This is a genomic window from Pseudomonas syringae, assembly GCF_002157375.1.
Classification (GTDB): domain Bacteria; phylum Pseudomonadota; class Gammaproteobacteria; order Pseudomonadales; family Pseudomonadaceae; genus Aquipseudomonas; species Aquipseudomonas syringae_T.
The window spans coordinates 36,594-57,344 of the sequence record NZ_MTSA01000004.1 but is presented as its reverse complement, the minus strand read 5'-3'; the positions used below and the strand labels follow the sequence as shown (position 1 = coordinate 57,344).

The following is a 20,751-nucleotide window of genomic DNA, read 5'->3' as shown; positions in this document are numbered from 1 at the left end:
ATCATGTCCGGTTCTGCCACTGCCCATCCGCCCGCACCGATTGACCCGTCTTCCAGTGACGTGAAAGGTTCCGTGCCGGAGGCCCCATCGCCGTATTTGCTGGAAATCAGCCACATCAGCAAAGGCTTTCCCGGCGTTATCGCACTCAATGATGTTCAGTTGCGTGTGCGCCCTGGCAGTGTGTTGGCATTGATGGGCGAGAACGGCGCCGGTAAGTCCACGCTGATGAAGATCATCGCCGGCATCTATCAGCCCGACACTGGCGAAATCCGCTTGCGCGGCAAACCGGTCCGCTTCGACACGCCACTGTCGGCGCTGCAGGCCGGCATCGCCATGATCCATCAGGAACTGAACCTGATGCCGTTCATGAGTATCGCCGAGAATATCTGGATAGGTCGCGAGCAGCTCAACGGCCTGCACATGGTCGACCACCGGGAAATGCACCGCTGTACTGCCGAGTTGCTGGAGCGCTTGCGGATCAGGCTTGATCCCGAGGAACTGGTGGGCAACCTGAGCATTGCCGAGCGGCAGATGGTGGAGATTGCCAAGGCGGTGTCCTACGACTCAGACGTGCTGATCATGGACGAGCCCACCTCGGCCATCACCGAAACCGAAGTGGCCCACCTGTTTTCGATCATTGCCGACCTGCGCTCGCAGGGCAAAGGCATCATCTACATCACCCATAAAATGAGCGAAGTGTTCAAGATTGCCGATGAGGTGGCCGTCTTTCGCGACGGCGCCTACATCGGCCTGCAGCGTGCCGACAGCATGGACGGCGACAGTCTGATTTCGATGATGGTCGGTCGTGAACTGACTCAATTGTTCTCGCAGCGTGACACGCCGGCAGGCGACGTTCTGCTGTCGGTCAATGATCTGGGTTTGAACGGCATCTTTCGGCACGTGAGTTTCGACCTGCGTGCCGGTGAAATTCTGGGTATTGCCGGGTTAATGGGGTCGGGGCGAACCAATGTCGCGGAAACCCTGTTCGGCATCACCCCCGGCGACAGCGGCGAGATTTGCTTTGAAGGCAAGACCGTGCGTATCGGCGATCCGCATCAGGCCATCGAGCTGGGTTTTGCCCTGCTGACCGAGGATCGCAAATTGACCGGCCTGTTCCCCTGCCTGTCAGTGATGGAAAACATGGAGATGGCCGTGCTGGCCAACTACGCAGGCAACGGTTTCGTGCAGCAGAAGGCCCTGCGTGCGCTGTGCGAAGACATGTGCAAGAAGCTGCGGGTAAAAACTCCGTCGCTGGAACAGTGCATCGACACGCTGTCCGGCGGCAATCAGCAGAAGGCGTTGCTGGCACGCTGGCTGATGACCCATCCCAAAGTCCTGATTCTCGACGAACCCACACGCGGCATCGACGTAGGCGCCAAGGCGGAAATCTACCGGCTGATCTCGCTGCTGGCCAGCGAAGGCATGGCCGTCATCATGATCTCCTCGGAACTGCCGGAAGTGCTGGGCATGAGTGACCGGGTCATGGTCATGCACGAAGGGGAAATGATGGGGATTCTTGACCGCAGCGAAGCAACCCAGGAAAAAGTCATGCATCTGGCCTCCGGCCACCGGGTTCATTGAGTGTGCGAAACAGTGCTCGGTAGAAGAAGAACAAGAGGGTAACGAACATGAGCAACGCGATTCTGCAAAACAAACCAGCCCTGGCACCAACCAGAAGCAAACGACGGCTGCCGACGGAGCTCAGCATCTTTCTGGTATTGATCGGGATCGGACTGGTGTTCGAACTGTTTGGCTGGATCGTTCGCGACCAGAGCTTCCTGCTCAACTCGCAGCGCCTGGTGCTGATGATTCTTCAGGTGTCGATCATCGGGCTGTTGGCCATCGGCGTGACTCAGGTGATCATCACGACAGGCATCGACCTGTCATCCGGCTCGGTGCTGGCGCTGTCGGCTATGATTGCCGCAAGCCTGGCACAAACCTCTGACTTCTCCCGCGCGGTCTTTCCGTCACTGACCGACCTGCCCGTGTGGATACCGGTGGTGGTCGGCCTGGGGGTGGGGCTGTTGGCGGGTGCGATCAACGGCAGCATCATTGCGATTACCGGAATCCCGCCGTTCATCGCCACGCTGGGGATGATGGTGTCCGCGCGCGGCCTGGCGCGCTTCTACACCGAAGGCCAGCCGGTGAGCATGCTCTCTGACTCCTACACGGCCATCGGGCAGGGCGCGATGCCTGTGATCATCTTTCTGGTGGTCGCGGTTATCTTTCACATTGCCCTGCGCTACACCAAGTACGGCAAATACACCTACGCCATCGGCGGCAACATGCAGGCTGCGCGGACTTCCGGGATCAACGTCAAGCGTCACCTGATCATCGTCTACAGCATCGCCGGGCTGCTGGCCGGGCTGGCGGGGGTCGTGGCATCGGCGCGTGCCGCGACAGGGCAGGCCGGGATGGGAATGTCCTATGAACTGGATGCGATCGCCGCTGCGGTGATCGGTGGCACCAGCCTTTCCGGTGGGGTCGGCAGGATCACGGGCACCGTGATCGGAGCGCTGATTCTGGGGGTAATGGCCAGCGGCTTTACCTTTGTCGGGGTCGACGCCTATGTTCAAGACATTATCAAAGGCCTGATCATTGTCGCGGCGGTGGTAATCGATCAATATCGCAACAAGCGCAAGACCAAGCGCTAAGCTCCGATGCTGCGTCAAAGGGCCTGTTTCAGGCCCTTTTTTGCATTGAATATCGCCGGAACCGATGAAGCGTCTATGGGTCAGAGCCTCATCAGGGCGCCTGCGCGGCAAGGTGGATACCCGCATTTAAGGGGGTTTGGTGCGATTGTTGTACGAAATCCCTTCAATTGTGTTGCCGCGCCCGTTAGCCGGCCTTAGACTGCCGCCCCTCGTAAATTGAGTGCCAGGTGGCGCTTGGAGATTATTGGCTTGCACGGCAACGTCGAGCCGCTCCTCAATGCACGTTTTTTTATAGAGAAATAAATGACAAAGGAAAAGTTGCTGGCCATGCCGGCCGATGACTACATGAACGCCGAGCAGCACGCTTTCTTCGTCGAGCTGTTGCAGGGCATGAAGGTCGAGATCCACGAGCGAATCGAGCAGAGCCGCATTGCCATCGAGAGCCTGGACACGCCTGCCGATCCTGCCGACGCTGCTTCGGTTGAAGAAGAGCGTCACTGGCTGGTCAACGTGATCGATCGCGATCAGCGCATGCTGCCCCAGCTGGAAATGGCCCTTTCGCGCATTGCCGACGACACGTTTGGCTGGTGCGATGACAGCGGCGAGCCTATTGGCCTCAAGCGCTTGCTGATCAGCCCGACCACCAAGTACTGCATCGAAGCGCAAGAGCGCCACGAGCAGATCGACAAGCACCAGCGCCAGGCCTGATACGCAGGCAACAGCGGCTGAGTGAAACCACCGGGAGGCAAGAAATTGCCTCCCGGTTTTGTTGTGCCCGGGTTTTGGTGGCTTGATGTGACAGTTACAGCACTGAGTACCGGGCTGTTCGTGGCAACTGTTCATTTCACCCGGCTGAGCCTTTAGGGGTGGAAGACCTCGTGACGGTCATCCGCGAGGGGGATAGTCGTACGCAGAGATACGACCATCAGGTCATGGCACTTGGCTGTTATCTAGCGTTTAATGGATTCCATAACGATAAATAACGACGGGGTGACGCAGCATGGCCGAGAACCTTTCCATGGCCGCCGGATTACCGCGGGTCGATGCTCCCGATGCCGTATCCACGTGGTGGTTGCCAGCGGTGCAGAGCGTGGTGTTAGGCCTGCTATTGGCTGCGATGACCGTCACCGGTCTGTCTCTCTATGTGGTTGTTCCGATCACCTTGCTGGTGATCTGGCTGCCGCGCCTGTCTCGCAAGCGCGGCGTGGTTTCGGCAGCCGAAGCGGACGACAGCGGCATCGCGTTGCTGGCTCGCGACCTGTCCCGTACCACCAGTCATAACGCGCTCTCGGCCGCCCAGGTGGCATTTTCCGTGGGGCAACTGGCCGGCAAGGTGCAGTCGCAGTTGAGTGCTGCCGAGCAGGTGGTCAGCAGTGCCGAACACATGATCGCTACCGAGCAGCAGACCGCGCAGTTGAGCCAGCAGGCTCTGGTTGCCGCCAGTGAAGCGCGGCAGCGCAGCGAGTCGGGCAGCAGCGTGCTGAATGAGTCCATCGAACGCATGCACCAGTTGAGTACGCGTGCCATCGACAGCCGTGAGCTGATCGAGGCGCTGAGCCAGCGCAGTGAAGAGATCCAGCGGGTGACGATGGTCATCCAGTCGATTGCCAGCCAGACCAACCTGCTGGCGCTCAATGCCGCCATTGAAGCTGCCCGCGCCGGGGAACACGGTCGTGGTTTTGCGGTGGTGGCTGATGAAGTGCGCGGGCTGGCGGGGCGCACGGCCAGCGCCACCGGGGAGGTCGGGCAAATGGTGGCCGATATCCAGCAGCGTACCGCGCAGGTCGTTGAGCAGATTCGTCAACTGTCGTCGGGGCTGGACACCGGGGTCGGGCAGGTCGAGCTGGCTGGCCAGCACTTGGGTAACATCGCTCGTCTGGCGGTCGAACTGGAGAGTCAGGTCGGCGAAATCGCTCAGGGCGCCAGAAGCAATCAGGATCAGTTGGCGAGCCTGTTCGACGCCGTCGAACACATGCGCAGTGATCTGGCGGTCAGTGATGAACAGACCTGGCAACTGGCCAGGTCCGCCGTGCAGATGGAAGGCCAGGCCGAGACCATCAGCCAGCGCCTGGCTCAGGTCGGCCTGGATGATTATCACCAGCGTATCTACGATCTGGCTCGCGAAGGTGCGCGATCGATTGCCGCCCGGTTCGAGGCGGATGTCGAGCAGGGACGCGTCAGTCTGGATGACTTGTTTGATCGCACGTACAAGCCTGTCGCCAATACCTCGCCAACCCGCTTCACAACGCGTTTCGACCGCTACACCGATCAGGTGCTGCCAGGGTTGCAGGAGCCTCTGCTGCCCCGGCACGAGGGGCTGGTGTTCGCCATCGCCTGTACGCAGCAGGGCTACGTACCGACTCACAACAATGCCTTCAGCCAGCCGTTGACCGGCGATCCGGCGGTGGACAATGCGCGCAATCGCAGCAAGCGCAAGTTCGATGATCGCACGGGCATTCGTTGCGGCAGCCATCAACAGCCCGTATTGCTGCAAACCTACACCCGAGACACCGGCGAACTGATGCACGACCTGTCGGTGCCGATCATGATCAACGGAAGACACTGGGGTGGTTTGCGCCTCGGGTACAAGCCGCAAAATCGTTCGTCACAATGACAAGACCGGTTGATGTAACTACCGGTCTTGTGAGGCAAGTATCTGTTTAGTGATGTTTAGGTGTAGGTGATTATTTATCGTTTGTTTGGTTATGGCTACTTAGTTTGTAGGGGACTTCTGAAAAGACTCCATGTGGCTTGACTGTTCGGTGTCGTTGAGCAAGCTGTTTAAATCAACTGTATGGACAGGTTGATTTAAACGCAGCCTATTGATGGGCTGCCTCTACGGACGGAAAAGTCATGAACCATGAATGGAATCTTCAATCACCCGCTTCTACGCCCTTTGCATTATCGCGCCGGGTGACCGCCCGCATAGGGGTTTTCTTTGACGGCACGGGAAACAATCGCGTCAACAGCCAGATCGGGGCTGACTGTCAGGCATTGATTGAAATCAACGACGGGCAGCACATCAAAGAGTGCGCAGGCCGTCATGTTCAACCGGGCAGTAGTTACGGTAATGACCTGAGCAATATAGCAAGGCTGGTCAGTCTCTATCGACGGCAGCCGGTCGCGGGGAATGACGGCACCGGTTTGAAAGTGTATTACCCGATTTATATAAGCGGCGCCGGTACGACGTCCGGTGGGCGGGATTCGATATGGCCCGGCCAAAGTTTTGGCCGGGGAGCCACCGGCGTGATATCCAAAGTGGAAAACGCTTTTCGAAAGCTGGCGTCGGCGTTGAAGAAATTCCCTCAAGACAACCCTGATTGCGTGCTGGAAATGCTTGAACTGGATGTCTTCGGTTTCAGTCGCGGCGCAGCATCAGCCCGGCATTTTGCCAATGAAATATTGAAGCAGGGCGCGGGCATGCTCGACCCGATACTTGAAAGCCGCAAAGTGCGCCTTGGCGAGACGTTCGCTTGGAAGAACGAGAGTGTGCGGCTCAAGGTTATCGGTCTGTTTGACACGGTTGCAGCCATCGGCAGCTTCAAGGACCTGGGCAATACCCGAGATGCCAGTAACAGGCGGGTCAACCTTTACCTGCCGCCGGGGTGTGCCCAGCAGGTGTTGCATCTGGTGGCGCGCGATGAGTCCCGGCGCAATTTTGCGCTCAACAGCGTGCGGCCGGCATGGCCCCGGGAAATCATTCTGCCCGGCGCGCACTCCGACATTGGCGGTGGTTATCCGCCGCAGATGGAAGAAAGCGTGATGCTGACTCGCCCGCGTATCAGTAGCGTGAGCCGGGACAGTCCTCCGCACATGGCGCCGAGCTGGAAAGACGCACAACGGGAATTGGCCACGCTGAACGCTGAGCGGTGGATTGACCCGTTTGACCGGCAGGCGTCATTGCAGGTACAGGCATGCGAAAGCAGGTGCTATCCGCGCAGGCGATCCATGAATGGAATGAGGGCGATTGCTGCGGCAGTCTGTATGAACCGCCAGGTGTTCGGGCACTTGTCGAGGGTCTCGTTGAGAATCATGCACACACTGGCGTGCGATGAAGGCGTGCCGTTCGGCCCGATACCGCTCAGCCCGGAATTCCAGCTTCCTCCCGAGCTTGAAGGCATTGCGCTCAAGTTGATCGACTATGCGAAAGGCGGTCCTTACAGGCTGAACCCTCATGAAGAACAGGTATTGCGCTGGCGCTACATTCACCAGTCAGCCCACTGGAGTGCGGCAGTGGGCAGGCTGGGCACCCTGGGTGATGCCGTGTTCGTACACGCGCCAGAGCCGGGCGGCCGGGTATCGCATCCAAACGTGTGCCAGCCCGGTTATCCGCAGTGAAATCAATAACGCCTGGGTGAATCACTCAGGCGCGTCATGCAAAAGCACATTGAGGTCGTCGATCACAGGTGCCCATTCGGCATCTTTATGCAGTTCTTCTTTCAGGAATCTGGCCTGCGATTCTGACCAGAAGTCGGCCTCGACCACTTTTACTTCATTGGGCAGTTGGTGGCTGGCGACGAATTCATCAATGCTTCGGTCGTCAGAGTCGAGTCCCAATTGATCGAACAAGTCTTTCATGGTGTTGGTGGTCAGTTCCATGTCATCTCCTCGACGAGGGGTATCCCCGTTAGTCCTTAATGGGAGTGACTGATGCGCGCAAGAGTTCGATGCATTTACCGGGCTGAAAAGATGGCCTTTTGTACGCTGCACACAAGTGGTATGTTTCAACCGCCGCTGACACCTGTCATGTCCAGGGCCTGATCTCGTACAGCCCCTGAGCGATGGCCAGCCTGTCCGGTATTTCCCGGTTCGCCGCTGCTGCGACACCGTTGTGTACAAAAGGTATATATCCCGTAGACGCCCTGAGCCGGTAGAATCCGCCACCCGCCTGCACAAGGTATGCGCGGCTGCGCTCCTGCGTGCAGCGTGCCGTAAGCTCTGCGGCCGCTCGACGCGGTTTATGGATGAATCATTTTCTTGACTGCCCTGACATCAGGCAGCCTCATTTTCATGTTTGAGGGTTTGTACTTTGGCTGTAAGTAACCTGGATACCCATGCTTTGTTCGTGCTCGGCGATCTTCGCGCACAGTTGGTCAAGCAGTTTCAATCCCGTTTTGTCTACGTCACCGAACAATCAGCCGAAGGCATCTACATCGCTGAAATCGACACCGAAACCGCCCTGGTGGTCGATGACAAACCGCGTCTTGAACTGAAGGTCGGCGATCATTTTCGGGCTTCCGTGCTGCCGAGTCGTGAGGGTGGCAAGCTCGAACTGAAATTCCGTGAAATCAAGATGACGGTCTACGGGCTGGGCGAATACGCCTTCGTCGACATCCCCGAAGGCCACGGCATTGTGTTCAAGGAAGGTCATGCTGTGGTCATGGTGTTTGCGGCAAAAGAGCAACTGATGACCGGCATGAGCAAGACGCTCAAGGGCGCGGTAGGCAAGGCCGCCAAATGGCGCAAGGGCGAGCTGAGCTTCAAGGCCAGCGAGTAACGCCGGCCTGGCACGTGTTTTAGCCTCCGGCCGACTCCCCGTCGGCGAGGCCGCTGCTGACTTCCGCAGGTACGTCGTCACCGGCCATGCGTTTGCGGAACAGCGCCGTACGCGCCAGCAGCAGGGTGGTCACAGGCACCGTGATCGCCAACAGCACCGGAATCAGCCAGGCGTGAATCACCGGTTCTGATTTCAGCGCAGAAAAGTAAATGATCGACGCCAGCGCCACGCACCAGGCCCCCAGCGTCGACGCCAGGGCCGGCGGGTGCATGCGCTGAAAAAAATCTTTCAGGCGCAACAGCCCGAGCGCCCCGGTCAAGGCGAACAGGCTGCTGGTGATCAGCAGCCCGGCCGTGAGTATTTCGGCCCAGAAGGGCACGGTATAGGGCAGTCCGGTCATTCGATCACTTCTCCGCGCAGCAGGAATTTGGCCAGTGCAAACGAGCCGACGAAGCCGAACAGGGCAATCAGCATGGCGGCTTCGAAATACGTGTCACTGGCATAACGGATGCCCAGTACCAGCATCATCAGCATGGCGATGATGTACAGGTAGTCCAGCGCCAGTACCCGGTCCTGCGCCGACGGCCCCTTGATCAGGCGAATCAGGGTGATCACCATTGCCAGGGCGAAGATCAGCAGGCTGATCAGGATCGCGTTGTCGAGCAATGCACTCATTGGAATATCTCCATCAACGGTCGCTCATAGGTGGTCTTGAAGTGCTCGATGAACTGCGCCTCATCCTCCAGATCGAAGACGTGCATCAGCAGCACGCTGCGATCCAGCGCCAGCTCTGACCAGACCGTTCCGGGCACCACCGTCGTGACCATTGCCAGCGCGGCAAGGCCGTGCGCATCGTGCAGGTCCAGAGGAATGCGCACGAAGGCCGAGCGTGGCGGACGACTTTCGAGCCGCCATACGCTGACACCGACCTGAAGGTTGGACACCACCACGTCCCGTCCTACCCGCCACAGAAACTTCAGAATTGTGCCGGGTTTGCGAATGCGTACCGGAAGAGGGCGCAGCGGCGCCATCAGTATCGGCGCCAGAAAGCCGAGCACTGCGCCCAGCAACAGATGACCGGGGCTGATCGACAGGTTCAACACCAGCCACAGCAGCCAGAGGGCCAGCGACAGAATCGGGGCGGGGAACAGACGTTTCATGGTTGCCCCTCCGCGCTCACTTCACGGCTGGTCGGTCCGGGTATCGGGCGTGTGGCAAGCACCGACTGCACGTACTGTTTAGGCTCGTGCAGGGCCGCAGCGGTGTCCTGGGTGTAGCGCAGCAAGGGTTCGGCCTTGAAGGTCAGCGCGATGCACAACCCCAGCAGGATGATGATCGGCAGGCATTCGTTGCGCCTCAGCAGCGGTGAAGGGCGCTCGTGGGGCGTCCAGAAACGCTGGGTGCCCAGTCGGGAAAAGGCGATCAGTGACGCCAGCCCGGAAAAGATCAACAGGCCGATGAGCATCCAGGATGGGGGCGACAGCGCTTCGTCCTGTGCGACATCCAGCCCCAGAGGGTTCATGAGGGCGCTCAGCAGAGTGAGTTTGCCGATGAACCCCGACAGCGGTGGCATGCCGATAATCAGCAATGCGCACGCGATGAAGCTCAGGCCGAGGAACGCCATCGTGATAGGGATGACCTGCCCGACCACGGCTTTCTGCTCGTCGTCCAGGTTGGTGCCGGGCGGCGGGTGCAGCGATTCGAGGGCGCGTGGCAACTGGTCCAGATCGTCTTCCAACGGGATCTCGTTGGCTGACCGGGAGCGCTCGATCAACTCGCCCAGCAGGAACATGGCGCTCAGCGCCAGCGTCGAGCTGACCAGATAGAACAGTGCGCCCGACGTCAGGCTTGGCTGCGCAAACCCGATGGCCGACAGCAGGATGCCTGCCGAAACCAGGATGCTCAGGCTGGCGAGGCGCTCCAGGCGCTGGGCCGCAATGATCGCAATTGCGGCCGTGAAGATGGTCGCCATCCCGCCGTAGATCAACCATTCGCCACCGAAGAAGGCCGACGCGCCTGCCTGGCCGGAGAACAGCAGCGTCCACAAGCGCAGCAGGGTGTAAATGCCCACTTTGGTCATGATCGCGAACATGGCCGCCACCGGCGCGCTGGCTGCCGAGTAGGCCGGCACCAGCCAGAAGTTCAGCGGCCACATGCCTGCCTTGGCCAGAAAAGCTGTGGCCAGAATGGCGGCGCCCGCATGCAGCAGGCCCAGATCGGCTTCCGACACTTGTGGAATCTTGATCGCTAGGTCGGCGAAGTTGAGCGTTCCGGTGACCCCGTAGATCAGCGCCGCGCCGATCAGGAACAGCGACGAAGCCAGCAGGTTGATCGAAATGTAATGCAGGCCGGTGGACACTCGCGCCCGGCCGGAGCCATGCAGCATCAGGCCGTAGGACGCGGCGAGCAGCACTTCAAAGAACACGAACAGATTGAACAGGTCGGCGGTCAGAAACGCACCGTAAAGCCCCATCAACTGAATCTGGAACAGCGCGTGAAAACTGGCACCGGCCCGGTCCCAGCGGGCCAGCGCGAACAGCAATGCGCAGACGCCGACAATACCGGTCAGTACCAGCATCAAGGCCGACAGGTGGTCCACCACCAGCACGATACCGAACGGAACGCCCCAGTTGCCCGGCAGGTAGACACCGATGGAGCCGCTGCTGCCCGTTTGCTGTACCCAGAAAAACAGCACCACCGAGATGCCCAGCCCGAGCATGCTGGAAAACAGGTTGATGCGCCCTTTGAGCGGTCGATGCTTTTCGCCCAGCCAGAGCATCAGCCCGGCCGTCAGCAACGGCAGCAGAATAGGCGCGATGATCAGTTGATTGATCCAGCTCATGCCTTGGGCTCCCGGCCATCGACATGGTCGGTGCCGGTCAGGCCCCTGGAGGCAAGCAATACCACCAGAAACAAGGCGGTCATGGCGAAGCTGATCACGATCGCGGTCAGCACCAGCGCCTGTGGCAACGGGTCAGTGTAATTGAGCAGGTCCTGAGGAATGCCGTCCTTGATGATCGGCTCTCTGCCGATGAACAGGCTGCCCATGCTGAAGATGAACAGGTTGACGCCATAGGACAGCAGGCACAGCCCCATGACGACCTGAAAAGTACGTGGCCGCAGGATCAGCCAGACGCCCGAGGCGGCCAGTACGCCGATGGCGGTTGCGATGACTTCTTCCATCAGAGGACTCCTTGCGGGTTGGCGACAGGCTTGGGCATTTGCGTCGGGCGATGACTGCGCACCGACTGGTGAGCCAGTGCAGTGAGAATCAGCAGCGTCGAGCCGACTACCACGGCGTACACGCCAACGTCGAAGAACAATGCGCTGGCGATATGAATATCCCCCAGGATCGGCAGGTCGACATGCGCCGTGTGCGTGGTCATGAACGGATAGCCCAACACCATCGACCCGGCGCCGGTCAGCACCGCACAGAGCAGGCCGGTGCCCATCCAGCGCAGCGGTCGCAAGCTCATCTGCGCTTCGACCCACTGCGTACCGGCGACCATGTATTGCAGGATGAACGCCACAGACATCACCAGACCGGCAACAAAACCGCCGCCCGGCTGATTGTGACCGCGAATGAACAGGTACATCGAGATGATGAAGGCAATCGGCAGCAACAGCCTGACCAGTGCGGCCGGGACCATCATGAAGCCAAGCGCGGTGTCACTGGCGCTGCGCGGGTTGACCAAGTCAGTCACCACGTCGCGGGCCAGCAGGCGCTGCTGTGCAGGCAGCAAGATGCTTTCCTTCGGCGGACGGAAGCGTCGCAGCAGGGCGAACACGGTCAGCGCCACTGCCCCCAGCACCGTGATTTCGCCAAACGTGTCGAAGCCACGGAAATCCACGAGCATCACGTTGACCACGTTGGTGCCGCCGCCTTGTGGCAGCGCGCGGCTCAGGTAGAAGGACGAGATGGCGTTGGGGGTCTGACGGGTCAGCATGGCGTAGGAGAGTGTCGCCATTCCCAGACCCACCAGAACCGCCAGCCCGAAGTCACGGATACGCCGGGTGCGCGCGCGCAGGCGGGCACTGAGCGGTGCGACGTCTTCGTTGCGTCGCGGCAGCCAGCGCAGGCCGAGCAGAATCAGCACGGTGGTGACCACCTCCACGACCAGTTGGGTCAGCGCCAGATCGGGTGCCGAGAACCAGACGAACGTGATGCACGTCATCAGGCCGCACACGCTGACCATGACCAGTGCCGCCAGACGGTGGTATTTACCCTGCCATGCGGCACCGATTGCGCAGGCAATCGCGATCAGCCACAGCGTGCCAAACACCCCGGAGCCCGGAATTTTCGGGCGGTCGCCCCAGGTCAGGCCACTGAAGTACATTGGAATGAAGCCGCCCAGCACCGCCGCCAGTACCAGCAGAAACAACTGCGGCTGCAAGCGGCGAGTGCTCACCTTGCGCTCGAACCGGCGCGCCCAGTGCATCACCACCACCAGGCTGCGTTCGAAGAAGCGCTTGCCGTTGAGCCGTCCCACCAGCGGCGGGGCGGTGATGCGCTCGTGCTTGAGGGGCTTGCGCAACAGCAGATAGAGGATGATACCCCCCGCCATCGCCACCAGACTCATGACCATCGGCAGGTTCCAGCCATGCCAGATGGCAAGGCTGTACTCGGGCAGCGTGCCGCCCACCACCGGGCGTGCAGCGGCCGCCAGCAGGGGCGCGACGGATTGCGCCGGGAAAATCCCGACCACCAGACAGGTCAGCACCAACAGTTCGACCGGCGCACGCATCCAGCGCGGTGGCTCATGGGGCAGGTGCGGCAGGTCCTTGGCCGCTGGGCCGAAGAACACATCGACGGTGAACCGCAGGGAATACGCAACGCTGAATATCCCGGCGATGGTCGCGATCACCGGCAACGCGATCTCTACCCAGGCAGTGGCGGAAATGAACACGGTTTCGGCGAAGAACATCTCTTTCGACAGAAACCCGTTAAGCAGCGGCACGCCCGCCATCGATGCACTGGCAACCATCGCCAGCGTCGCGGTGTAGGGCAGCAGCTTCACCAGCCCGCTGAGACGCCGGATGTCACGGGTTCCGCTTTCGTGGTCGATGATGCCCGCCGCCATGAACAGCGAGGCCTTGAACGTGGCGTGGTTGAGAATGTGAAACACCGCCGCGACCGCCGCCAGCGGACTGTTCAGGCCCAGCAGCAGCGTGATCAGGCCCAGGTGACTGATGGTCGAGTAGGCCAGCAGACCTTTCAGGTCATTCTGAAAAATGGCCGCATACGCGCCGAGAATCAGCGTGCAGGCACCTGCGCCACTGACGATCCAGAACCATTGCTCGGTGCCGGACAGCGCAGGCCACATCCGGGCCATGAGAAACACCCCGGCCTTGACCATCGTCGCCGAGTGCAGATAAGCCGAAACCGGTGTCGGCGCAGCCATCGCGTGCGGCAGCCAGAAGTGGAACGGGAACTGGGCGCTTTTGGTCAGTGCGCCAATCAGAATCAGGGTCAGCAAGACCGGGTACAGCGCGTGCGCGCGAATGGCATCGCCGGAGGCCAGTACACGGTCCAGGTCGTAACTGCCTGCCACGTGGCCGAGAATCATCATGCCTGCCAGCAAGGCCAGACCCCCTGCACCTGTGACCATCAACGCCATGTAGGCGCCGCGCCGCGCGTCGGCGCGGTGGTGCCAGTACCCGATCAGCAGGAACGAGAACAGGCTGGTCAGCTCCCAGAAAAACACGATCTGAATCAGGTTGCCGGACATCACCAGGCCCAGCATGGCGCCCATGAATGCCAGAAAAAACGCGAAAAAGCGCGGCACCGGGTCGTCCGGCGACATGTAATAGCGGGCGTAAAGCGAGACCAGCGCGCCGATGCCCAGCACCAGCATTGAAAACAGCCAGGCGAAGCCGTCGATGCGCAGCACGAAGTTCATGCCCAGGCTTGGCAGCCAGAAGTACTCTTCGCGAATCACACCGCCGTCGGCAATCTGCGGGAACCACAAGGCCATCTGAACGGCGCCGATCAGGGCCACCAGACCGGCCAGGAGGGATTCTGCGTTACGCGCGTTGTGCGGCAAAAAGGCCGCGAGACAGCTGCCGATGAAAGGCAGAAGCAGTAGAACTATCAGGGACATAGGCTTCTAACCTGCAGGGGAATGTCAAGCATCATACGTGCCAGCATCCCGATACCAAAGAAAGGGTTTCCGAAATTTCCTACAAAAAGTGTCTGCTATTTTTAGGCTACCCATGATTGCTGCAGCCAGCGTGCATCATGGCAAACGGTGCGCACCCCTCATTCGACAGTGCGCGCGCCCTTTTCATCAAGGTCGGCCCGGCCTTCGGGAGCAGGGCGTCGTTTCATTTCGCTGACGATCACTCCGATCACGATCAGTGCCGCCCCCAGCAGGGCAATGCCCGGCAATCGCTCACCGGCCAGTCTTCCGACAATCCCGGCCCAGACCGGTTCACCGGCATAGATCACCGTTGCCCGGGTGGGCGAGACGCTTCGCTGCGCCCAGTTCATGGCAATCTGGATGGCCGCACTCATCGCACCCAGTCCCACCGCGCTGCCTATCAGCAACCATGAAAACCCGGGCAGGGGTTCCTGAGTGGGCACAATCATCAAAAACGCCAGGAGTGAAGCAGTGACTAGTTGCACCACGGTGACTCGACGCACATCGACCTTGCCAGCGTAGGCACTGATCATGATGATTTCAGCCGCGATCGCCACCGTACTGATCAGCGTCACGATCTCGCCGGTGCTGAGGTTCAGGGACGTGCCTTGCGGACCTGAGACCAGCATCAGCCCGATGAAGGCGAGGATGATCCCCAGCGTGGGCATCAACCCCGGTCGTTGTCCGAGCACCAGCCATTGCAACAAGGGGACGCACGGTACGTAGAGGGCGGTGATGAAGGCGGACTGGCTGCTGGGGATGGTCTGCAGCCCGACAGTCTGCAGACCATAGCCGAGCATGATCGCGGTGCCGATGAAGAGGCCGGCCTTGAGTTCAAGAAGGGTCAGCCCGCGCAGCACCTTCAGTGAAAACAGCGCTACGATAAGCGCAGCTGCGGCAAAGCGCAGGCCGACGAAAAACATCGGGCCGCTGACCGTCATTGCATGCTGTACCAGCAAAAACGTGCCGCCCCAGAGCATGGTGATCAGAATCAGAACGGCTTCTGCCTTGCTGATGCGGGGTATGCGGCTGATAGACTTCATGTCAGCTCCGGACTCCTGTGAAGTGTTCTGTGGCTGCGAGGCCTGTGATGAGAGGCTGAACACGCTGATAGCCTTCTTGGGGTGGGCATTATAATGCGCAACGGTTTGATGTGAGCACTACCATGCACAAAGAAAATTCCGGGCGCGCGCCCGTGCTGCAGCATGTGAGTCAGAATGTGCGGCGTTTGCGTAACGCCGCAGACCTCAGTCAGACGGCCCTGGCCGACAAGTCCGGGGTCAGTCGCCGTATGCTGGTCGCGATTGAGGCTGGAGAGAAGAATGTCAGTCTGGCCACGCTGGATCGGGTAGCCGAGGCGCTGGAGGTGGCCTTCAGCGATCTGATTCAGGCCCCCGAAAATCGCGATCACAGTCGTATCAACGAACTGGCCTGGGCGGGTGCGATCGTCGGCAGCAAGGCGGTGCTGCTGGCCAAGGCGGTAGCACGCCGCGAGGTCGAGCTGTGGGAGTTCTGCCTGGAACCCGGCGATGCTTACGGTTCTGAAGCCGACCCCGACGGCTGGAGCGAGCAGGTCTATGTCGTGGAAGGGCATCTGACCCTGCGTTTTTCCGAGCCAGGTGCCGCGCAGCAAATCGGTCCGGGCGAGTTCTTCATGTTTCCCAGCAATCAGCCGCACCGTTACTGCAATGAAGCTGACGTGCCTTTGCGTTTTGTGCGCAATGTGGTGCTCTGACCCGTTTGATCGCATCCCCTGTATCGCAATCCTTTTATTGCAACCCTGCCGAGGCGCTGTCCGATGATTGATAACCCTGACCAGACGGCCGATGTTCTCATCGTCGGTGGCGGCCTGAGCGGTGCAATGCTGGCGGCGCAATTGTTGCGCAGGCCGGGCCGACGCCGAATCCTGATCATCGAAACCCGCGGCGAACTGGGCAGGGGTGAGGCTTACAGTGCGACAGAGCCGGGGCATACGCTCAATGGCAACGCGGCGCGCATGAGTGTCGACCCGGACAATCCGGATGACCTGACGCAGTGGCTGGCGGGGTATCTGGCCGAGGGCGGCTGGCCTGAAGCGGCAGAGCAGAACGTACCGGTCGCCGAACTGTTTCCGCCGCGCGGGGTGTTCGGGCTGTACGCGCAGCAACGCCTGCGCGAGGCCAGTGTCGCCGGCCAAGCCTTTGGCTCGACGGTCGGGCATGTGCAGGGCGAGGCGGTGGACGTGCAGATCAATGAGCAAGGTGTGAGCATCACACTGGCTGACGGTCGTGAACTGCGCGGCAGCCAGGCGGTGCTGGCGACCGGCATGTACGCGGCCTCGCGTACACCCCAGCGCGAGTCAGACGGGCTGAATGCAGCGGCGCTGGACCCTTGGGACGTGAGCGTCATGCGACAGCTCGACCCTCAGGCGAGGGTGTTGATCATCGGCTCGGGGCTGACCATGGTCGACGCCGTGGTGTCTCTGGAGAAAGCCGGGCATCGCGGGCCGATTCAGGTCCTTTCCCGTCACGGCCTGCTGCCACATGTACGCCGTCAGCCACCCGACTGGGCCGACTTTCTGGCGCAGAACCCGAACATCCGCAGCCCCCGGCAACTGTTGCGCACGGTGCGTGAGCAGTGCGAACTGGCGATTGAAAGCGGCATTGACTGGCAGGCTCCGCTGGACACCGTGCGTGGCAACGTTGGCAGGCTGTGGAGTCAGGCCTCCGACGTGCAGCGGCGCCAGTTTGTGCGCCATGTGCGACCGTGGTGGGAGAGCCATCACCATCGTTCGCCGCCCCCGAGTGCAGCACTGCTGGCGCGTCTGGTCAGGCAAGGGCGGCTGCATATCGAGGCCGCTTCGTTGCAGGACGTTGCGCGCCTGCCTTCAGGTCAGGTGCAGATCAGCGTTCGTCGGCGTGGCGACAGTACACCCACACACATTGTTGGCGATGCTCTGATCAACTCCACCGGCATTCAATACGACTGGCGTCGCGTGGATCGCCCATTGCCTCGTCAGTTGCTGGCACGAGGCCTGATTCAGCCCGGGCCGCTGGCGCTGGGAATCGCCGCCGATGCCGGCGGCGCGGTGCTGGATGCGCAGGTTCAGCGCTCATCACGCCTGTTCGCCATCGGCCCGCCGTTGCGCGGCCTGTGGTGGGAAAGCACCGCAGTCACCGACGTTGCGATCCAGGCCAAGGCCCTGGCGATGCGTTTGTCGTAAGCGCTGCGTGCTCAGAAGAGGACGCAGAGCGTCCGGAAATGCATACCCACGCGGAGCATGGGCACGACAGTGTTCTGCCGGACGCCAATCGTTCCTCACACTCCAGCGTGGGAATGCCGTTCGTGACGCTCCGCTTCAGCTCTCGGCGCCGCGCCGCGGAGCATGGGCACGACAGTGTTCTGCCGGACGCCAATCGTTCCTCACGCTCCAGCGTAGGAATGCCGTTCGTGACGCTCCGCGTCAGCTCTCGGTGCAGCGCCGCGGAGCATGGGCACGACAGTGTTTTGCCGGACGCCGATCGTTCCTCACGCTCCAGCGTGGGAACGCTGTTCGTGACGCTCCGCGTCAGCTCTCGGCGCCGCGCCGCGGAGCGTGGGCACGACAGTGTTTTGCCGGACGCCAATCGTTCCTCACGCTCCAGCGTGGGAATGCCGTTCGTGACGCTCTGCGTCACACAGTGGTTCTGTGATGTCAGGTAGGTTGGGGTTCGACTCAGGTCACCTTTTCGCCCCTCGGCGAGTTACTTTGATGGGGCCAAAGTAACCAAAGCCTCCAGCTCCGTTTCCGGCCCGACTTCGTCGGGTTCCTTCGCCCTGACACTGATCCGGGGGTCGCCGCAACGGGCCATCCTTGGCCCGATGCGGCTAGCCTGGCGTCCTGCCAGGCGACCCCCGGATCAGCGTCAGGGCTCAGCCGTCACTGACGTCGCACTCTGCGTCGTCAGGGCCATCGTGATAAAAAAGCGCTTTCGTTTATGTGCAGTGACGATGAACAGGGCATGACGTGACTATCGTGCCGACGCTCTGCGTCGGCATGCAGTTCGTGACGCTCCGCGTCATCGGTCTGAGCCTTCATACCGACAGGTGCAACATGCGGTCGCCCTGGACATTTTCACCCGGTCTGCGTTTGTTGACCGCCAGTTCGCCGATCTTGATCAGCCGCGTGCGGGTGACGTTTCGGGTCAGCCCCAGCAGGCTGGCAGTGTGGACCTGGTTGTGATGACAGAAGCGGTAAGCCGCTCTCAGCAGTGTGTCTTCGACCTTTTCATGCAGCGCGCCGGCCTGTTCTTCGAACAGCTTTTGAAAGGCACGGTTGAGCAACTGTTCGGCGGATTCGTCCGAGGGGTTCTGCTCGTCTGCACGCTCGATTCTCAGGTTGGACATGCGCAAGTCATCACGCTGGATAATGCCGTCGCGGCACACCAGCAGGGTGTGATGGATGACGTTTTCCAGCTCGCGAATGTTGCCTGGCCAGCTGTAGCTCTTGAGCTTGTGTTCCGCCTCGGCGCTGACCCTTACCGGAGCATGCCGCAGACGCTGGCTGTAGACGTCGATGAAGTGCCGGACCAGCGGCAGGATGTCGCCAGGGCGGTCGCGTAAAGGGCTCAGTTCCAGGTTGACCACGTCCAGCCGGTAATAAAGGTCCTCGCGGAAATGCCCGGCGTTGATGGCCTTTTCCAGCTGCACATTGGTGGCTGCCAGCACCCGCACATCAATCGGAATGCTCTTGCGCGAGCCCAGGCGTACCACTTCGCGTTCTTGAAGCACCCGCAGCAGTTTCACTTGCAGGGTCATGGGCAGGTCGCCGATTTCATCGAGAAACAGCGTGCCGCCGTTGGCCTCTTCAAACCAGCCGGCCTTGGCACTGATCGCCCCGGTGAAAGCGCCTTTCTCGTGGCCGAACAATTCGGCCTCGATCAGGTTCTCGGAGAACGCGCCGCAATTGACCGCCACAAAGGGTTTGTCACGGCGGGCACTCAACTCATGAACGTGCCTTGCCACCAGCTCCTTGCCGGTGCCGGTTTCACCAATGATCAGTACGCTGGCATCACTGGGCGCGACCTGACGCACGTGAGCCAGCAAGGCCCTGGACCGAGGGTCTTCGAACACCTGCGCAGTGGCCCTGATCGAAGTCGCCAGCGCAGGCGAGTGGGGTAAGGTCAGCAGTTGCCCTGACATCACTTGACCTGCGGGGGCAGATCGTTGGCGATCATTTCGCCGAACGGGCCCGTCAGATTGGTGACGCCGCGCCCGGCCAGGCTGGCGTAAGGTTCCGGCAGCAAAGGGAAGACCAGCTCGGCAAAACGGTAAGCTTCTTCCAGGTGCGGGTAGCCCGAGAAAATGAAGCTTTCGATGCCCAGGTCTGCGTACTCCTTGATGCGCGCCGCCACTTCCTGCGGATTGCCGACCAGCGCCGTGCCCGCGCCGCCGCGCACCAGGCCTACGCCGGCCCACAGGTTGGGTGCGATTTCCAGATTGTCGCGGCGTCCATCATGAAGGGCCGCCATGCGCCTTTGGCCTTCGGAGTCGAAACGCGAAAAGGATTTTTGCGCCGCAGCAATGGTTTCATCGCTGATGTGCTCGATCAGGGTGCTTGCGGCTTTCCAGGCTTCTTCACTGGTTTCGCGCACGATGACGTGCAGACGAATCCCGAACTTCACGGTGCGGCCCTTGCGTGCGGCACGTTCGCGCACGTCCGCCAGCTTTTGCGCAACGGCTGCCGGTGGCTCGCCCCAGGTCAGGTAAACATCCACCTGATCGGCAGCCAGGTCATGCGCCGCCTCGGAGGAACCGCCGAAATACAGCGGCGGGTAAGGCTTCTGAATGGGCGGGTAAAGCGCTTTGGCGTTTTGTACGCGCAAGTGCTTGCCTTCAAAGTCGACGGCTTCCCCTTGCAAGACGCGACGCCAGATTTTCAGAAACTCGTCAGTGACTTCATAACGCTCGCTGTGATCGAGAAAGCTCCCATCGCCACGGTTTTCGTCCGGGTCCCCACCGGTGACCACGTTGATCAGCAGCCGGCCGCCGGAAAGCCGGTCCAGCGTGGCGGCCATGCGTGCCGACACGGTCGGCGAGATGATGCCCGGACGGATCGCCACCAGGTATTTCAGACGTTCGGTCAACGGCACCAGCGCCGACGCGATGACCCACGAATCCTCGCACGAGCGGCCGGTCGGAATCAGTACCCCGTAATAGCCCAGGTCGTCGGCGGCCTGCGCCACCTGCTTGAGGTAATTGAGCGTGACCGGACGTGCGCCCTTCGTCGTGCCCAGGTAGTGGCCGTCGCCGTGAGTCGGAAGAAACCAGAAAACGTTCATGACAAATCCTTGGGAATGATCAGCAGGTGAGTGCTGACGGGACCAGCTGTTGCGTCAGAAACAATCTGCCAACAGCGTTCGAGGTGGGGCCATTTATAGAACGTCTGGTTTATTCCGCAAAAGAACGTTAAACCATATTTTTAGACTTTAAAGCTATATGC

Annotated in this window: 18 protein-coding genes; 8 read left to right on the top strand and 10 right to left on the bottom strand. The window is 60.7% G+C overall.

The window, feature by feature from the left end; genetic code table 11:
* Window positions 1-3 precede the first annotated feature (3 nt).
* The 5 genes from BW686_RS05565 (at window position 4) to BW686_RS05545 (ending at window position 6,992) form a co-directional block, all read left to right on the top strand.
* Window positions 4-1,581, top strand: coding sequence for a sugar ABC transporter ATP-binding protein (locus BW686_RS05565; RefSeq protein ID WP_084915198.1), 1,578 nt, complete (start codon window positions 4-6; stop codon window positions 1,579-1,581).
* Window positions 1,582-1,628: 47 nt separating this feature from the next.
* Entirely contained in the window at window positions 1,629-2,654 is a 1,026-nt protein-coding gene (locus BW686_RS05560; protein ID WP_084915196.1) for an ABC transporter permease, read from the top strand.
* A gap of 303 nt (window positions 2,655-2,957) precedes the next feature.
* Window positions 2,958-3,362: a TraR/DksA family transcriptional regulator gene (locus BW686_RS05555; RefSeq protein WP_002554078.1), complete on the top strand. Its 405-nt coding sequence runs from the start codon at window positions 2,958-2,960 to the stop codon at window positions 3,360-3,362.
* 292 nt (window positions 3,363-3,654) lie between these two features.
* Window positions 3,655-5,268 carry a methyl-accepting chemotaxis protein gene (locus BW686_RS05550; RefSeq protein ID WP_084915194.1) on the top strand — a complete coding sequence of 538 codons (1,614 nt, stop codon included), beginning with the start codon at window positions 3,655-3,657 and terminating at the stop codon, window positions 5,266-5,268.
* 239 nt (window positions 5,269-5,507) lie between these two features.
* Window positions 5,508-6,992, top strand: coding sequence for a T6SS phospholipase effector Tle1-like catalytic domain-containing protein (locus tag BW686_RS05545; protein ID WP_084915192.1), 1,485 nt, complete (start codon window positions 5,508-5,510; stop codon window positions 6,990-6,992).
* A 21-nt stretch (window positions 6,993-7,013) separates the two neighbouring features.
* Here the strand turns inward: BW686_RS05545 and BW686_RS05540 are convergent, their stop codons facing one another.
* Window positions 7,014-7,253, bottom strand: coding sequence for a DUF2789 domain-containing protein (locus BW686_RS05540; protein ID WP_084915190.1), 240 nt, complete (start codon window positions 7,251-7,253; stop codon window positions 7,014-7,016).
* Window positions 7,254-7,683: 430 nt separating this feature from the next.
* On the opposite strand from BW686_RS05540, the gene BW686_RS05535 reads away from it, so the two are divergent.
* Window positions 7,684-8,151, top strand: a complete 468-nt coding sequence (locus BW686_RS05535) for a hypothetical protein (RefSeq protein ID WP_084915187.1) — start codon at window positions 7,684-7,686, stop codon at window positions 8,149-8,151.
* Window positions 8,152-8,170: 19 nt separating this feature from the next.
* Here BW686_RS05535 and BW686_RS05530 read toward each other — a convergent pair whose 3' ends face one another.
* The 7 genes from BW686_RS05530 to BW686_RS05500 all read right to left on the bottom strand — a co-directional run bounded on the left by BW686_RS05530 (window position 8,171) and on the right by BW686_RS05500 (window position 15,334).
* Window positions 8,171-8,551 carry a Na+/H+ antiporter subunit G gene (locus BW686_RS05530; RefSeq protein ID WP_084915185.1) on the bottom strand — a complete coding sequence of 127 codons (381 nt, stop codon included), beginning with the start codon at window positions 8,549-8,551 and terminating at the stop codon, window positions 8,171-8,173.
* Window positions 8,548-8,826, bottom strand: a complete 279-nt coding sequence (locus BW686_RS05525) for a K+/H+ antiporter subunit F (protein ID WP_005771169.1) — start codon at window positions 8,824-8,826, stop codon at window positions 8,548-8,550. Before BW686_RS05525 ends, BW686_RS05530 begins: the two co-directional genes overlap by 4 nt.
* Window positions 8,823-9,311, bottom strand: coding sequence for a Na+/H+ antiporter subunit E (locus tag BW686_RS05520; protein WP_084915182.1), 489 nt, complete (start codon window positions 9,309-9,311; stop codon window positions 8,823-8,825). Before BW686_RS05520 ends, BW686_RS05525 begins: the two co-directional genes overlap by 4 nt.
* On the bottom strand, window positions 9,308-10,993 hold the full coding sequence (locus BW686_RS05515; RefSeq protein WP_084915180.1) for a monovalent cation/H+ antiporter subunit D: 1,686 nt from the start codon (window positions 10,991-10,993) through the stop codon (window positions 9,308-9,310). The genes BW686_RS05520 and BW686_RS05515 overlap by 4 nt, the downstream gene beginning before the upstream one ends.
* Entirely contained in the window at window positions 10,990-11,334 is a 345-nt protein-coding gene (locus tag BW686_RS05510) for a Na+/H+ antiporter subunit C (protein WP_003380836.1), read from the bottom strand. Before BW686_RS05510 ends, BW686_RS05515 begins: the two co-directional genes overlap by 4 nt.
* Window positions 11,334-14,252, bottom strand: coding sequence for a monovalent cation/H+ antiporter subunit A (locus tag BW686_RS05505; protein WP_084915178.1), 2,919 nt, complete (start codon window positions 14,250-14,252; stop codon window positions 11,334-11,336). The genes BW686_RS05510 and BW686_RS05505 overlap by 1 nt, the downstream gene beginning before the upstream one ends.
* 158 nt (window positions 14,253-14,410) lie before the next feature.
* The gene (locus BW686_RS05500; protein WP_084915175.1) at window positions 14,411-15,334 is read right to left on the bottom strand and encodes a DMT family transporter; all 924 of its coding nucleotides are present in this window, start codon (window positions 15,332-15,334) and stop codon (window positions 14,411-14,413) included.
* Between the two features lie 122 nt (window positions 15,335-15,456).
* Between BW686_RS05500 and BW686_RS05495 the strand changes: the two genes are divergently transcribed.
* The gene (locus BW686_RS05495) at window positions 15,457-16,026 is read left to right on the top strand and encodes a helix-turn-helix domain-containing protein (RefSeq protein ID WP_084915173.1); all 570 of its coding nucleotides are present in this window, start codon (window positions 15,457-15,459) and stop codon (window positions 16,024-16,026) included.
* Window positions 16,027-16,089: 63 nt separating this feature from the next.
* Window positions 16,090-17,493 (top strand): FAD/NAD(P)-binding protein, encoded by a 1,404-nt coding sequence (locus BW686_RS05490; protein WP_084915171.1) that lies wholly within the window; start codon window positions 16,090-16,092, stop codon window positions 17,491-17,493.
* An 851-nt stretch (window positions 17,494-18,344) separates the two neighbouring features.
* On the opposite strand, the gene BW686_RS05485 is transcribed toward BW686_RS05490, so the two are convergent.
* Window positions 18,345-19,451 (bottom strand): sigma-54 interaction domain-containing protein, encoded by a 1,107-nt coding sequence (locus BW686_RS05485; protein ID WP_084915169.1) that lies wholly within the window; start codon window positions 19,449-19,451, stop codon window positions 18,345-18,347.
* On the bottom strand, window positions 19,451-20,590 hold the full coding sequence (gene ssuD, locus BW686_RS05480; protein WP_084915167.1) for an FMNH2-dependent alkanesulfonate monooxygenase: 1,140 nt from the start codon (window positions 20,588-20,590) through the stop codon (window positions 19,451-19,453). Before ssuD ends, BW686_RS05485 begins: the two co-directional genes overlap by 1 nt.
* Between the last annotated feature and the right edge of the window lie 161 nt (window positions 20,591-20,751).